13 protein-coding genes are annotated in these 13,991 nt (G+C 62.5%); 6 read left to right on the top strand and 7 right to left on the bottom strand.

Features of this window, described 5'->3' with window-relative positions; translation table 11 throughout:
• Positions 1-31: 31 nt before the first annotated feature.
• The 3 genes from RHM60_RS05265 (at position 32) to RHM60_RS05255 (ending at position 2,537) form a co-directional block, all read left to right on the top strand.
• Positions 32-661: a TetR/AcrR family transcriptional regulator gene (locus tag RHM60_RS05265; RefSeq protein WP_209982552.1), complete on the top strand. Its 630-nt coding sequence runs from the start codon at positions 32-34 to the stop codon at positions 659-661.
• The gene (locus RHM60_RS05260; protein ID WP_003239372.1) at positions 658-1,335 is read left to right on the top strand and encodes a type 1 glutamine amidotransferase domain-containing protein; all 678 of its coding nucleotides are present in this window, start codon (positions 658-660) and stop codon (positions 1,333-1,335) included. The genes RHM60_RS05265 and RHM60_RS05260 overlap by 4 nt, the downstream gene beginning before the upstream one ends.
• A gap of 77 nt (positions 1,336-1,412) precedes the next feature.
• Positions 1,413-2,537 carry an alkene reductase gene (locus RHM60_RS05255; RefSeq protein ID WP_209982550.1) on the top strand — a complete coding sequence of 375 codons (1,125 nt, stop codon included), beginning with the start codon at positions 1,413-1,415 and terminating at the stop codon, positions 2,535-2,537.
• 322 nt (positions 2,538-2,859) lie between these two features.
• On the opposite strand, the gene RHM60_RS05250 is transcribed toward RHM60_RS05255, so the two are convergent.
• The 6 genes from RHM60_RS05250 to RHM60_RS05225 all read right to left on the bottom strand — a co-directional run bounded on the left by RHM60_RS05250 (position 2,860) and on the right by RHM60_RS05225 (position 8,620).
• Positions 2,860-3,858, bottom strand: a complete 999-nt coding sequence (locus RHM60_RS05250) for an NAD(P)H-quinone oxidoreductase (RefSeq protein ID WP_209982548.1) — start codon at positions 3,856-3,858, stop codon at positions 2,860-2,862.
• A 163-nt stretch (positions 3,859-4,021) separates the two neighbouring features.
• Complete coding sequence (locus RHM60_RS05245) at positions 4,022-4,840, bottom strand: alpha/beta fold hydrolase (protein ID WP_209982546.1); 819 nt, start codon at positions 4,838-4,840, stop codon at positions 4,022-4,024.
• Between the two features lie 105 nt (positions 4,841-4,945).
• The gene (gene pcsA, locus RHM60_RS05240; protein WP_003239175.1) at positions 4,946-5,662 is read right to left on the bottom strand and encodes a phosphatidylcholine synthase; all 717 of its coding nucleotides are present in this window, start codon (positions 5,660-5,662) and stop codon (positions 4,946-4,948) included.
• Positions 5,663-5,812: 150 nt separating this feature from the next.
• Positions 5,813-6,733 (bottom strand): class I SAM-dependent methyltransferase, encoded by a 921-nt coding sequence (locus RHM60_RS05235; protein ID WP_322213865.1) that lies wholly within the window; start codon positions 6,731-6,733, stop codon positions 5,813-5,815.
• 63 nt (positions 6,734-6,796) lie between these two features.
• On the bottom strand, positions 6,797-7,285 hold the full coding sequence (locus tag RHM60_RS05230) for a DUF1289 domain-containing protein (RefSeq protein ID WP_231423359.1): 489 nt from the start codon (positions 7,283-7,285) through the stop codon (positions 6,797-6,799).
• Positions 7,286-7,369: 84 nt separating this feature from the next.
• Positions 7,370-8,620: a ribonucleotide-diphosphate reductase subunit beta gene (locus RHM60_RS05225; RefSeq protein WP_209982540.1), complete on the bottom strand. Its 1,251-nt coding sequence runs from the start codon at positions 8,618-8,620 to the stop codon at positions 7,370-7,372.
• Positions 8,621-9,037: 417 nt separating this feature from the next.
• Between RHM60_RS05225 and RHM60_RS05220 the strand changes: the two genes are divergently transcribed.
• Complete coding sequence (locus RHM60_RS05220; RefSeq protein WP_322213864.1) at positions 9,038-11,134, top strand: putative bifunctional diguanylate cyclase/phosphodiesterase; 2,097 nt, start codon at positions 9,038-9,040, stop codon at positions 11,132-11,134.
• 54 nt (positions 11,135-11,188) lie between these two features.
• On the top strand, positions 11,189-11,935 hold the full coding sequence (locus tag RHM60_RS05215) for an SDR family oxidoreductase (protein ID WP_322213863.1): 747 nt from the start codon (positions 11,189-11,191) through the stop codon (positions 11,933-11,935).
• Here the strand turns inward: RHM60_RS05215 and mapR are convergent.
• Entirely contained in the window at positions 11,932-13,341 is a 1,410-nt protein-coding gene (mapR, locus tag RHM60_RS05210; protein ID WP_322213862.1) for a GntR family transcriptional regulator MpaR, read from the bottom strand. The two genes, RHM60_RS05215 and mapR, sit on opposite strands and share 4 nt — an antisense overlap.
• Positions 13,342-13,476: 135 nt before the next feature.
• On the opposite strand from mapR, the gene RHM60_RS05205 reads away from it, so the two are divergent.
• A complete protein-coding gene (locus tag RHM60_RS05205; RefSeq protein WP_209982532.1) occupies positions 13,477-13,971 on the top strand; it encodes an MgtC/SapB family protein in 495 nt (164 codons plus the stop codon).
• The last annotated feature ends 20 nt before the right edge of the window (positions 13,972-13,991 follow it).

Below are 13,991 nucleotides of genomic sequence, written 5' to 3'. Positions count from 1 at the left end.
AGACGACTGGTCTAATCGGAGGGAGGCAAGCATGAGCAACGACAGCAGAAGTGCCCGGCAAGTGATTCTCGACAGCGCGCAGCCGCTGATCGGCGCCAGGGGATTTTCTGCGGTGGGCCTGAACGAAATACTGCAGGCCGCTGCGGTGCCCAAAGGTTCGTTTTATCACTACTTCAACTCCAAGGACGCATTCGGTGTGGTGTTGCTCGACACCTACTTCGACAACTACGTGCACGGCATGCAGCAGTTGTTCAGCCAGCCCGACCTGTCCCGGCACAACATGTTGATGCGCTACTGGCAGGCCTGGATCGACAACCAGACCGGCTGCACCGATTCCGGCAAATGCCTGGCTGTCAAACTCGGTGCCGAGGTGTCAGACCTTTCAGAGCCGATGCGCCTGGCCCTGCAACGTGGCACTTCGCGCACCATCGAGGTACTCGCCGAGGGGATACGCGGCGGGGTCGAAGAGGGTTCGCTGACTATCGAGCAATCCCCCGAAGGCCTGGCCCGGCGCCTGTATGCGCTGTGGCTGGGAACCAGCGTCATGAGCAAGATCACCCGCAGCGCCGAGCCGTTTGCCGAAGCGCTGTCGCTGACCCAGCAGTTGTTGGGCAGCCCTGCACACCCTGACATCCACATCGATCGAGGCACTGGAAAATGAAAGTATTAATGGTACTCACCTCTCACGACCAGCTTGGCGACACCGGCCGCAAGACCGGCTTCTGGCTCGAAGAGTTTGCAGCCCCGTATTACGTGTTCAAGGACGCTGGCGTTGAGGTCGTGCTGGCATCCCCGGCCGGTGGCCAGCCGCCACTGGACCCGGTCAGTGATCAACCGGACGCCCAGACCGAGCAGACCCGCCGCTTCGCCGCCGACCCTGCCGCGCAACAGGCCCTGGCCAACACCGTGAAGCTGGACACACTCAACGCCGACCATTTCGACACGGTGTTCTACCCAGGTGGCCACGGACCGCTGTGGGACCTGGCCGAGTCGCCCACCTCGATTGCGCTGATCGAAGCGTTCGAGCGTGCCGGCAAGCCTATCGGTTTCGTCTGCCATGCACCGGGTGCTCTGCGTCACGTCAAGGCGGTCAATGGCGAGCCGTTGATCAAGGGTCGCCGCGTGACCGGCTTCTCCAACTCCGAAGAAGCGGCGGTGCAATTGACCGACGTGGTGCCGTTCCTGGTCGAGGACGAGTTCAAGAAGCTGGGCGGCAAGTATGAGAAGGGCGCTGACTGGCAGTCCTTCGTGATTGTCGACGGCCTCCTGGTTACCGGGCAGAACCCCGGCAGTTCGAGCGAAGTGGCCCAGGCCCTGCTCAACCTCACCGCTTAATTCAATTAACCGTTTTATCGCTGGCGACTCGCACGAGTCGCCAACGTTTTCGTTCGTCCCGAATTTGGAATATCGCAATGACTGCCAACGTTTTAAGCACCCCGGTAAAACTGGGCCATCACCTCTTGAACAACCGCGTGGTATTACCGCCGCTGACCCGCCAGCGCAGCGCCCAGCCGGGTGATATCGCCACTGACTTGATGGCCGAGTATTACCGTCAGCGCGCCACTGCCGGTTTCATGGTCAGCGAAGGCACGCAGATCGAACCCCGTGGCCAGGGTTATGCCTGGACGCCGGGCATCTACAGCCCTGCGCAAATCGAAGGATGGCGCAAGGTCACCAACGCCGTACACGCCGAGGGCGGGGTGATCTTTGCCCAGCTGTGGCACGTCGGCCGGGTGTCCCACAATGCCTTGCAGCCCGAGGGTGCGGCGCCGGTGGCGCCGTCGGCGATTCAGGCGCAGCAGGCCAAGGCGTTTATCGCCACCGGCCCGGGGACCGGCGACCTGGTGCAGCCACCGGTGCCGCGCGCGTTGAACCTGCTGGAGATCGACGAGTTGGTCGGACAGTACGCCCAGGCCGCCCGCAATGCGCTGGACGCGGGCTTCGATGGGGTGGAGATTCACTCGGCCAATGGTTACCTGGTCAACCAGTTCATCTCGGCACATTCCAACCAGCGCGATGACCAGTACGGCGGCTCGCTGGACAATCGCCTGCGGTTCCTGCGCGAGGTGGTCGAGGCGGTGAGCCAGGTGGTCGGGCCCGAGCGCCTGGGCGTGCGTTTTTCACCGCTGTTCAGCGGCACCGATCAGGACCGTGTCTACATCGGTCTGGTGGAAGAAGACCCGCACCACACCTATATCGAAGCGATCAAAGTGCTGGAACAGTCAGGTATCGCTTACGTGTCCATTGCCGAAGCCGACTGGGACAACGCCCCCGACCTGCCCGACACCTTCCGCCAGGCCGTGCGCAGTGCGTTCAGCGGCCGCATCATCTACGCCGGCCGCTACACCGCCGAGCGTGGCGCGCGGTTGGTCGAAGCGGGGCTGGCGGACCTGATTGCATTCGGCCGGCCATTCATCGCCAACCCGGACCTGCCGCAGCGATTGTTCAACGGTTGGCCGTTGAACCCGTTGCGTGCTGAAGGGATGTATGGCGGTTCTGAATTGGGCTATGTGGATTACCCGACGTACGCCGAGTAGCACAACTCACTGTGCTGTGATCCATTCCAGATAATCACACGCCCCTGTGGCGAGCGGGCTCCCGTGGCGAGCGAGCTCCTGTGGCGAGCGGGCTCCTGTGGCGAGCGGGCTTGCCCCGCGTTGGGGTGCGAAGCGCCCCCAATCAAGCAAAACGCGGTGTACCTGATACGGCTCAGCGCCTGGTTTTGGGGCTGCTGCGCCCCCCAACGCAGGACAAGCCTGCTCGCCACAGGGAATCTGCGCTTAACTGAACGGCATGCCACAGGAGCCCGCTCTCCACTGAGCCCGCTCCCACAGAGGCAGCGGGATTCCCTTACTGGTTTTAAATCACTCGCAGCACGATCTTGCCGATGTGGTCGCCACCTTCCATGCGGGCATGGGCCTGGTCGGCCTGGGTGTAGTCGAACACCTGGTCGATGATCGGCAGGCAGCGTCCTTGCGCCAGCACCGGCCACACGTATTCGCGCAGTTGGTCGGCAATCGCGGCCTTCTCATCGGCGGTGCGTGCCCGCAGCAGCGAGCCGGTGATCACTGCGCGTTTGCTGAGGATGGTCAGCAGGTCGACGTCGTTGGCCTTGCCGCCGCCGAGGAAGCCCAGCATCACCAGGTGGCCGTCCATGCCCAGGGCCTTGAGATTATTGTTGAGGTAGGAGGCGCCCATGATGTCGAGAATCACGTCCACGCCCTGATTATCGGTTTTCTTGGCGATCACGTCGGCGAAGTCCTGCTCGCGGTAATTGATCGGTTCGGCGCCCAGTTTGGCGATGGCCGCGCACTTGTCGGCACTGCCGGCGGTGGCGAAGGCCTGGATGCCGAACTCGCGGCACAGCATCAGCGCGGTGGTGCCGATGCCGCTGGTGCCGCCATGGATCAGCACGCGTTCGCCGGTGTGGGCATTGCCCAGGCCGAACAGGTTGGCCCAGACGGTAAAGAAGGTTTCCGGGACGGCTGCGGCCTGAATCCAGTCCATGCCCTCGGGGATCGGCAACGCCTGGCCAGCCGGCACCGTGCAGAACTGTGCGTAACCGCCGCCGTTGGTCAGGGCGCATACCCGGTCGCCCAGGCTGTATTGGGTGACACCGTCGCCCAGCGCCACCACTTCACCGGCCACTTCCAGGCCCGGGATCGGGCTCATGCCGGGTTTCATCGGGTATTTGCCGGCGCGTTGCAAGGCGTCGGGGCGGTTGACGCCGGCGGCGTGCACGCGAATCAGGAGGTCACCCGGGCCTGGGGTCGGCACGGCTTCCTGGCGTGGCTTGAGCACGTCAGGTCCGCCGAATTCGGTGATTTCAATCAGGGTCATGGTGTGGGGCAGTGTCATGGAGGGATACCTGTTGCAGTGAGCGTGTGTACTGGGACCGCAGCCTGCGGCGGTTGATTCCAACCATTGTCCAGCAACGGGCAGTGCGCGTCAGCCAGGGATCCGCAGGCCACTGTGGGAGAGAGGCTCCCACAGTGGCTGTGCGTTGCGTGCAAACGGTTGATCAGCGCTGCAGAAACGCCAACAGGTCTTCATTGAGCTGCTGGGTATGGGTCGCGGCAAACCCGTGGGGGGCGTCCTTGTACACCTTCAATTCAGCACCCTTGATCATCTGCGCCGCCACCTTGCCGGTGGTTTCGAACGGCACAATCTGGTCGCCGTCGCCATGGATCACCAGGGTCGGCACCTCGATTGTCGCCATGTCCGGGCGGAAGTCGGTTTGCGCGAACGCAGTGACACAGTCGACGGTGGACTTGAGCGACGCCAGCAGGGCGATCTGCAGGGTTTGCGCCAGCACGCCCTGGGAAACCTGCTGGCCCTTGTTGATCCCGAAGAATGCGCTGCTGAAGTCGCTGATAAATTGCGCACGGTCCTTCAGCAGGCCGGCCTTGATACCGTCGAACACCTCAGCCGGCACGCCTGTTGGATAGTCCGGCTGCTGGCCGAAGATCGGCGTCACCGCACCCAGCAGCACCAGGCCTGCGACCCGGGCGTTGCCATGGCGCGCGATGTAGCGCGCCACGTCGCCGCCACCCATGGAGAAGCCGACCAGGGTCACGTCCGCAAGGTCCAGGTGCTCGATCAGTTGGGCGATATCGTCGGCGAAGGTGTCGTAGTCATTGCCGGTCCAGGGCTGGTCGGAGCGCCCGAAACCGCGACGGTCAAAGGCAATCGTGCGGTAGCCACGGCTGCTCAGGTACTCCATCTGGTATTCCCACATGTCGGCATCCAGTGGCCAGCCGTGGCTGAACAACACGGGCTTGCCGCTGCCCCAGTCCTTGAAGTAGATCCGGGTGCCGTCTTTGGCAACGAATGCGCTCATCTGAAACTCCCTTGTGCATTAAAGCCAGAGTGAAAAAACTGCATCACTATTGCGTTAAATCCGGCACCGGGCTTGTACGGGCGTGCTTCGTTGCGCAATAACGGCTCAACGCCGCGCTTCGAGCCACTCAAGCCCGGTGCGCCATACGCAGATCCCGAGGAAGTACGCCGACATCAGCGACCACAGCCCGAACGTCCACGGGTTGGTGTTGGGGTGGTCCACGACCATCAGGAAACTGCACAGCAGCCAGATAGTGGTGACCGCAATGTTGATCGGCATGAAGCGCTTCACGCGGAACGGGTGCAGGAACTTCATCGGGGTGACGGTCAGCAGGGCCAGGCCGATCACGGTGGTCAGGGTCACCCAGGCGTCCGGCTGGATGATGTAGACGCACAACGCGACCACGTTCCAGGCAGCCGGGAAGCCGACGAAGTAGTTGTCCTTGCTCTTCATGTTGACGTTGCAGAAGCAGAACAGCGACGACACCAGGATCACCGACACGGTGAACAGGTGGGTAAATTCCGGCAGGTCGATGTAGCGATAGATAAACAGCGCGGGAATGAACACGTAGGTGAGGTAGTCGATGACCAGGTCCAGCACCGAGCCGTCAAAGCTGGGCAACACCGTGCTGACGTTGAGTTTGCGCGCCAGAGAGCCGTCGACGCCGTCCACCACCAGCGCCAGACCCAGCCACAGCAGGCAGGCCTTGGGCGAGTTTTCCAGGAGCGCCAGGGTGGCCAGGAAGGCCAGGACCACGCCGGTGGCGGTAAAGCCATGGGCGCCCCAGGCTTTGAGTCTGGCTACATGCAGGGTCGAGATCACGGGCGTTTCTCCAAAAGGTGTAACAGGGCAGCCGACAACGTGACGCCGTCGAGTCTGGCCGGGGGAATGCAGGTATCGACCGGGAATGGGGGGATAAGGTTCACCACCCCGATCTACCGCTTAGGTTAGCAAGCGTAGGACGTTTCGGCATCAGCCTTGGCGAAACACCAGGGCCTTCAACCCGCTCTGTGGGTCGATATCGGGGAATTCCGGCGGGTTTTCCAGGCGTTCTACAAAGCGCAGGCCCGGTGCTTCGCGGGTGACGCCGTCGATCAGGAAGTCTTCGCCAAACGCCGGATCGTTCATGCAGGCCAGCACCGTACCCTGCGCCGTGAGCAAATCCGGCAGGCGGCGCAGCACGCGCTGGTAGTCCTTGGTCAGCAGGAAGCTGCCTTTCTGGAAGGACGGCGGGTCGATGATCACCAGGTCGTACGGGCCGCTATGAGTGACCTTGGCCCAGGATTTGAACAGGTCGTGGCCCAGAAAGGTGACCTTGCCCAAGTCGTGACCGTTCAGGCGATGGTTGTCGCGACCTCGGCTCAGGGCGCCACGCGCCATGTCCAGGTTGACCACATGGGCCGCGCCGCCTTCGATAGCCGCCACCGAAAACCCGCAGGTGTAGGCAAACAGGTTGAGCACCCGTTGATCCCGGGCCTGTTCGCGCACCCAGTTGCGCCCATAGCGCATGTCGAGGAACAGGCCGCTGTTCTGCTTTTTACCGAGGTCGATCAGGTAGCGCAGGCCGCCTTCGGTGATGGTCAACTCGTCGATGGGCTCGCCCACCAGCCACTCGGTGGTGCTTTGCGGCAGGTAGCGGTGTTGCAGGGCGACGGCGCGCGCACCCAGGGTTGCCCAGTCGATCTGCAACAGTTGCTGTTTCAAGGCGTCCAGCTGCTCGGTCTGCTTGAACAGCGCCACCAGCACCACGCCTTGCAGCCAGTCCACCGTCAACTGCTCAAGCCCCGGCCAGCAGCGGCCACGGCCGTGGAACAGGCGCCGGGTTTCAGCGGGCGCGTCGGCCAGGGCGGTCAGCAAATGGGCGTGCAGGGTGGCGAGTGCGTCTGGGGTCATCGGTGAGCGTCGGTGTTTGAGCGGGCCGCATTTTAAACACAATGACGAGGGGAGTGGGGCGGTTCAGGTGCTGGCGATCAGTGCTGGCCCGAATGCCTCCTGCAGAAACCCAGGCGCGATGTAGCGCTCGTAATGGGCCTCCGATAGCAGGAAAAACTCGCGGTCGATCGCATCGCGCAGCTCGCTGAGGCTGCGTTCGCGAAACTCCGGCAACAACGCCAGGCCATAGGCGTCCAAACGTGAAATCACCCGCGCGCCCCGGGCAATCAACTGATAGGCCCAGCAATACGGCGACTGGTGCGGCACATAGCGAATCTTGCGGTCTTCCAGCTGCTGGCGCAGGCGCTGGGGGTCGAACACTTCAAGCTTGCTGGTCATCACCTGCACCAGCAGTTGCTCAAGGCGCAGCCACACCGCCTGTTTTTCATCGGCGTTGTAGCCATTCCACTGGATGACTTCGTGGTGATAGCGCTTGCAGCCCCGGCACACCAGATCACCGTAAACGGTGGAACACAGGCCTACGCAGGGGGTTTTGATGGTTTGATTGGGCATAAAAGGGTGTACACACGTTTAAAGAACACAGGCTCATGTGGGAGGGAGCATACCCCTCCCACATTTTTCCGGCGCTATGTTGATTCAGTCCCAGCTCAGCGCGCCGCCGGTCTGGTACTCGATCACGCGGGTTTCGAAGAAGTTTTTCTCTTTCTTCAAATCCATGATCTCGCTCATCCACGGGAACGGGTTGGTCGTGCCTGGGTACTCTTCCTTCAGACCAATCTGCGACAAACGGCGGTTAGCAATAAACTTCAGATAATCCTCCATCATCGCCGCATTCATCCCCAGCACCCCACGCGGCATAGTATCCCGCGCGTATTCAATCTCCAGTTGCGTGCCCTGCAGAATCATCTGGGTCGCTTCTTCCTTCATCTCGGCATCCCACAAATGCGGGTTTTCGATTTTGATCTGGTTGATCACGTCGATACCGAAGTTCAGGTGCATCGACTCGTCACGCAGGATGTACTGGAACTGTTCGGCCACGCCGGTCATTTTGTTGCGGCGGCCCATGGAGAGGATCTGGGTGAAGCCGCAGTAGAAGAAGATGCCTTCCAATACGCAGTAGTAGGCGACCAGGTTGCGCAGCAGCTCTTTGTCGGTGTCGACGGTGCCGGTTTCGAACTTCGGATCGGAGATCGAGCGGGTGTACTTGAGGCCCCAGGCTGCTTTTTTAGCGACCGATGGAATCTCGTGGTACATGTTGAAGATCTCGCCTTCATCCATGGCCAGGGATTCGATGCAGTATTGGTAGGCGTGGGTGTGAATCGCTTCTTCGAAGGCCTGGCGCAGGATGTACTGGCGGCATTCCGGGTTGGTGATCAGGCGGTACACGGCCAGCACCAGGTTGTTGGCGACCAGCGAGTCGGCGGTGGAGAAGAAGCCGAGGTTGCGCATGACGATGCGGCGTTCGTCGTCGGTAAGGCCTTCGGGGGTTTTCCACAGGGCGATGTCGGCGGTCATGTTGACCTCTTGCGGCATCCAGTGGTTGGCGCAGCCGTCGAGGTACTTTTGCCAGGCCCAGTCGTATTTGAAAGGCACGAGCTGGTTGAGGTCGGCGCGGCAGTTGATCATGCGCTTTTCGTCGACGGCGACGCGGGCGGCGGAGCCTTCGAGTTCGGCGAGGCCTTCGGCGACGTCGAGTTTGTCCAGCGCTGCCTTGGCGCGGATGATCGCCGCCGAGTCGTTGGCGGTCACGTTGCGCGCTTCAAGGGCGGCTGCGGCGCCGGCACCGTCGAGACGGTCCATGTTGGCTTCACTGGCATGGCCGGCGTTGGCGCCCCTGATGACAGCTTCGCCAGTGTCCTCGTTGTCGACTTCATCCCAACTCAGCATTGAAATATTCCTTCCTGATCGCTTGAAATACTGCACAGAGTGTGGTCGAGAAATACCGATACTGCACACTATGTAGTGGTCTGGCCTGTTAGTGGGCACACTATATGGTGTGTAACACGGCTGGTCAATGAGCTGCGCGGATTGGGAAATGTGGCAGCGGGCGTGCTCGTGAATGCGCGGTCCCAGACACTTTATCTGTGACTGATCCACCGCTTTCGCAAGCAAGCCCGCTCCCACATTGGGTTTTGCGTGGATCAGATGGAGCCGGCTGTGCTTCGCAAAAGCCGCGCAATTGACGTCAAAAAACAGATAGTGGCGATTTGATAATTAATCGCCTGTTCAAGAATTATTCTCGCTACAATCCGCCGCTTTGCCACTTGGTACGGTCGTGTCAAACCAGTGCCCGCGAGAAGTCCCATGCTGATCGGTAGTTATTCACCCGCCCTTATCGCCATTTCCCTGTGTGTTGCCATCCTTGCGTCCTACACCGCCCTGGACCTCACGGGGCGGATTGCCACGGCCAGGGGCAGCGCCATTTATCTGTGGATTGCCGGCGGTGCGTTGGCAATGGGGGTGGGCGTATGGTCGATGCATTTTATCGGAATGCTGGCCCTGCGCCTGCCGTTTGCTCTGGGCTTCGATGTGGGCATTACCGCGCTGTCGCTGTTGATCGCCGTGCTGTCCAGCGGCTTTGCGTTATGGCTGGTCAGCCAGCCGCGTCTGCCCGTCTGGCAATTGGCATTCGGCGCGCTGATTATGGGCGCCGGTATTGCCAGCATGCACTACACCGGCATGGCTGCCATGCGCATGACGCCCGGTATCGATTACGACCCCACGCTGTTGGGTGCCTCGCTGCTGATCGCGGTGATAGCGTCCGGCGCGGCGTTGTGGATTGCGTTCAACCTGCGGCGCAATACCCCTTATGTGCGGCTGGCGCGAGGCGGTGCGGCCATGGTGATGGGCGTCGCGATTGTCGGCATGCACTACACCGGCATGGCCGCGGCGCGGTTTGCCGACGACAGTTTCTGTGGCGCAGCCTTGACCGGCCTGAGCGGCAGGGGCCTGGACAATCTGGTGCTGGTCACGTCGCTGGCGGTGCTGCTCATTGCGCTGCTCACCTCGCTGCTGGACGCCCGTCTGCAGGCGCGTACCGCCGTGCTCGCCCATTCCCTGGCCCTGGCCAACCAGGAACTGACCCACCTGGCCCTGCATGACACGCTCACCGGGCTGCCCAACCGGACCTTGCTCGCCGACCGCATTGCGCAGGCGATGCAGGCGGTAAGGGAGCAGGGCGGTTGCTTTGCGCTGATGTTCATTGACCTGGACGGTTTCAAACCGGTCAACGATGCTTTTGGCCATCACTTGGGCGACCTGCTGCTGCGCGACGTCGGCCAGCGCCTGCGCGAGGACCTGCGCAGCCAGGACACCCTGGCGCGTATCGGCGGCGATGAGTTCGTGCTGCTGGTGCAACTGACACAGCCGGCCGACGCGTTGGGCCTGGCCGAGCGCCAGGTGGTGTTGATCAATCGCGCATTCCAGGTGGCCGAGCATGACCTGAAAATTTCCGCCAGCGTCGGCATCGCCCTGTTTCCGGGCAATGGCAACAGCCCTCAGGAACTGTTGATGAACGCCGACGCCGCCATGTATCACGCCAAGGGGCTGGGCAAGAACGGCTACAGCTTCTTTGAAGCCTCGATGAACACCAACGCGCGCAAGCAACTGCAACTGTTGCAGGACCTGCGCAACGCCCTGGAGCTCGAGCAATTTCAACTGTATTACCAGCCCAAGTTCGACGCGGTCAGTGGCATGCCGGTCGGCGCCGAGGCGCTGCTGCGTTGGGAGCACCCGCAACAGGGCCTGCTGCTGCCCGTCAGTTTTATCGAACTGGCGGAAAAGACCGGTCTGATCATCCCGATCGGCGAGTGGGTGCTCAATGAAGCCTGCCGCCAGATGCGCACGTGGTACGCCCAGGGCTATGAAGACTGGCGCATCGCGGTCAATCTGTCGGCGTTGCAGTTCGGTCATGCCGGGCTGGTCAAGAGCGTTGCCGCCGCGCTGGCACGTCACCAGTTGCCGGCCAACAGCCTGACCCTGGAAATCACCGAGACCACGGCCATGAGCGACGCCGATGCGAGCATGACAGTATTGCAGCAGCTCTCGGAGATGGGCGTCGACTTGTCCATCGACGATTTCGGCACCGGCTACTCGAGTCTCATGTACCTCAAGCGCCTGCCGGCCAACGAACTGAAGATCGACCGCGGTTTTGTACGCGACCTGGAGCACGACAGCGACGACGCCGCCATTGTGTCCGCCATCGTTGCACTGGGCCAGGCGTTGGGCCTGCGGATTGTCGCCGAAGGCGTGGAGACCGATGCGCAGCAGCATTTCCTCACGCGGCTGGGCTGCAACGCGCTGCAAGGCTACCTGCTCGGCCATCCGTTACCGGCGGCAGGCTTCATGGCCGATATCCAGCGCGCGCAAGCATTCCTCGTGCCTGACAAATACCGGGCGTGACGGTTACTCTTGGATCCAACCGCAAACATCAGGGTATTTCAGGAGATCGCTGGCATGGACAAAGTCGTCATCATTACCGGAGGCAGCCGCGGAATCGGCGCCGAAACGGCCTTGCTCGCCGCCCGCGAAGGCTATCGCATCTGCATCAATTACCAGTCTGACGAAACCGCCGCCCAGGCGGTGCTGGAACAGGTGCGCGCCCTGGGCGCCGAGGCGATTGCGGTGCGCGCCGATGTCAGTATCGAAGATGAAGTGATCACGCTGTTCAGCCGGGTCGACGCCGAGCTGGGCCGTGTCACCGCGCTGGTGAACAACGCCGGCACTGTGGGGCACAAGTCGCGGGTGGAGGACATGTCCGAGTTCCGCATCCTCAAGGTCCTCAAGACCAACGTGTTGGGGCCGATCCTCTGCGCCAAACAGGCGCTGCTGCGCATGTCGCCACGCCATGGCGGGCAGGGCGGCAGTATCGTCAATGTGTCGTCGGTAGCGGCGCGTCTGGGGTCGCCCGGCGAGTATGTCGACTATGCCGCCTCCAAGGGCGCGCTCGACACCTTCACCCTGGGCCTGTCCCGGGAAGTGGCGGGCGAGGGTATCCGGGTCAACGCGGTGCGCCCCGGCTACATCTTCACCGACTTCCACGCCCTGAGCGGCGACCCGGACCGCGTCAGCAAGCTCGAGCCCGGCATTCCCATGGCCCGTGGCGGGCGGCCGGATGAAGTGGCCGAGGCGATTATCTGGTTGCTGTCGGACAAGGCTTCGTATGCAACCGGCACCTTTATCGACCTGGGCGGCGGCCGCTAGAGCGACTGCACAAGCCGCCCCAGGGTCTGCATCGCTGTCTCGGACGCCGCGGTCCAGGGGCTGCCGTAATTCAAGCGGATACAGTGGCGAAAGCGCCGGGTCGCCGAGAAGATCGGCCCAGGCGCCAGGCTGATGCCTTGGGCCAGGGCCCGTTGGAAGAGTTTCAGCGAGTCGGTCTGCTCCGGCAGTTCCAGCCACAGGAAATAGCCGCCGGTGGGCTGGCTGACGCGGGTCTGTGCCGGAAAGTGGCGGGCAATGGCGGCCAGCATGGCGTGTTGCTGTTCTTCCAGGGCATAGCGCAGTCTGCGCAGGTGGCGGTCATAACCGCCGTGTTGCAGGTAATCGGCGATGGCAGCCTGGGCCGGCATCGACGGGCACAACGAGGTCATCAGCTTGAGACGCTCGACCTTCTGCGCATAGCGCCCGGCCGCGACCCAGCCCACCCGATAACCCGGCGCCAGGCTCTTGGCAAACGAGCCGCAATGCATCACCAACCCTTCGGTGTCGAAGGCCTTGGCCGGTTTCGGCGCATGTTGCCCGTAATACAACTCGGCGTACACATCGTCTTCGATCAACGGCACCTGGTGGCTGCGCAGCAGTTCCACCAACGCCTGCTTTTTGGCCTGCGGCAAGGTGGCGCCCATGGGGTTCTGAAAGCTGGTCATGGTCCAGCAGGCCTTGATCGGGTAGCGCGCCAGGGCTTGGGCAAGGGCGTCCAGGTCGATGCCATCGCGCGGGTGCACGGGAATTTCCACGGCCTTGAGCTTCAGCCGCTCGAGTACTTGCAGGCAGGCGTAGAACGCTGGCGCTTCGATGGCAACCAGATCGCCCGGCTCGGTCACGGCCTGCAGGCACAGGTTGAGCGCTTCCAGGGCGCCGTTGGTGATCAGCAGTTCTTCCATCGGCACCACCAGCCCGCCGACACTGTAGCGCAGCGCGATTTGCCGGCGCAGTTGCGGGTTGCCCGGCGACATGTCGGTGACCACCAGGCGCGGGTCCATTTCGCGAGCGGCGCGGGCCAGGGAACGGGCCAGGCGCGGCAACGGGAACAGCAGCGGGCTGGGAAAGGCTGAGCCGAACGGCACCGTATTGGGGTCTTTGATGGAGTCAAGCACCGAAAACACCAGCTCACTCACATCCACCTCGGTGGAGTCGCGCACCGGCTCGCTCGGCATCGGCTCGGCCAGCGGGCTGGGCGCATGGGTGTTGACGAAATAACCCGAGCGCGGCCGCGCGCGGATCAGGCCACGGCGCTCGAGCAGGTAATAAGCCTGGAACACCGTGGAGGGGCTGACGCCGTAGGTCTGGCTGGCGTAGCGCACGGAAGGCACACGCTGACCAGGCCCGAGCACGCCGGAGCGGATCAGTTCTGCAATGGCATCGGCAAATTTTTCGTAGCGTTTCATCGGGCCTTAAAACAGGTTCATTGGGTAATCGGACCGGAAGGTAGCAGCAGGCTCGCCGATGTCCAGGCGTTCCAGGCAACTGACTGGCGGTCGCCGCTGTCCATCTTTTACCAACAATCACAAAGGAGCGCATCCATGGACGCATGGTGGCAAGAAGCGTGGCTGACCCTGCAGGCCGAATTCGCCGATATCGGCGATGCAAAACAGGTCACCCAGATGACCGTGCGGCTGTTGATGGCGGCCATTCTCGGCGGCATCCTCGGTTTTGAGCGCGAGAGCAAGGGCAAGGCGGCCGGGATACGCACGCACATGCTGGTGGCGCTGGGCGCGGCGCTGTTCGTGCTGGTGCCGCAGATGTCCGGTAACCAGGCCGATGCCATGAGCCGCGTGGTGCAGGGCGTGATCGCCGGCATCGGCTTTTTGGGCGCGGGCACCATCATCAAGGGCAAGGATGAGGACGCGGGCCACGTCAAAGGGCTGACCACCGCAGCAGGGCTTTGGATGACCGCCGCGATTGGCGTCGCGGCCGGCCTGGGCCGGGAATCCACAGCATTGTTGAGTACCTTGCTGGCCCTGGCGGTGTTCAGCGTGATGCCGCGGATCGTGCGTGCGTTCGAGAAGGACGAGTGACTACCGATTCGGGTCAACGG

This window comes from Pseudomonas sp. MH9.3 (assembly GCF_034354675.1).
In the GTDB taxonomy this organism is placed as follows: Bacteria; Pseudomonadota; Gammaproteobacteria; order Pseudomonadales; family Pseudomonadaceae; genus Aquipseudomonas.
Note: the sequence above shows the minus strand (reverse complement) of the source record. Positions and strands in the feature narration are given on the sequence as shown.

Bases quoted from the DNA above. Each gene is read 5' to 3' on its own strand.
- mapR (WP_322213862.1), bottom strand. From the start codon at position 13,341: ATGAAACGCTACGAAAAATTTGCCGATGCCATTGCAGAACTGATCCGC.
- RHM60_RS05220 (WP_322213864.1), top strand. From the start codon at position 9,038: ATGCTGATCGGTAGTTATTCACCCGCCCTTATCGCCATTTCCCTGTGT.
- RHM60_RS05225 (WP_209982540.1), bottom strand. From the start codon at position 8,620: ATGCTGAGTTGGGATGAAGTCGACAACGAGGACACTGGCGAAGCTGTC.
- RHM60_RS05250 (WP_209982548.1), bottom strand. From the start codon at position 3,858: ATGACACTGCCCCACACCATGACCCTGATTGAAATCACCGAATTCGGC.
- RHM60_RS05255 (WP_209982550.1), top strand. From the start codon at position 1,413: ATGACTGCCAACGTTTTAAGCACCCCGGTAAAACTGGGCCATCACCTC.
- RHM60_RS05235 (WP_322213865.1), bottom strand. From the start codon at position 6,733: ATGACCCCAGACGCACTCGCCACCCTGCACGCCCATTTGCTGACCGCC.
- RHM60_RS05230 (WP_231423359.1), bottom strand. From the start codon at position 7,285: ATGCCCAATCAAACCATCAAAACCCCCTGCGTAGGCCTGTGTTCCACC.
- RHM60_RS05245 (WP_209982546.1), bottom strand. From the start codon at position 4,840: ATGAGCGCATTCGTTGCCAAAGACGGCACCCGGATCTACTTCAAGGAC.
- RHM60_RS05265 (WP_209982552.1), top strand. From the start codon at position 32: ATGAGCAACGACAGCAGAAGTGCCCGGCAAGTGATTCTCGACAGCGCG.
- RHM60_RS05260 (WP_003239372.1), top strand. From the start codon at position 658: ATGAAAGTATTAATGGTACTCACCTCTCACGACCAGCTTGGCGACACC.
- RHM60_RS05215 (WP_322213863.1), top strand. From the start codon at position 11,189: ATGGACAAAGTCGTCATCATTACCGGAGGCAGCCGCGGAATCGGCGCC.
- RHM60_RS05205 (WP_209982532.1), top strand. From the start codon at position 13,477: ATGGACGCATGGTGGCAAGAAGCGTGGCTGACCCTGCAGGCCGAATTC.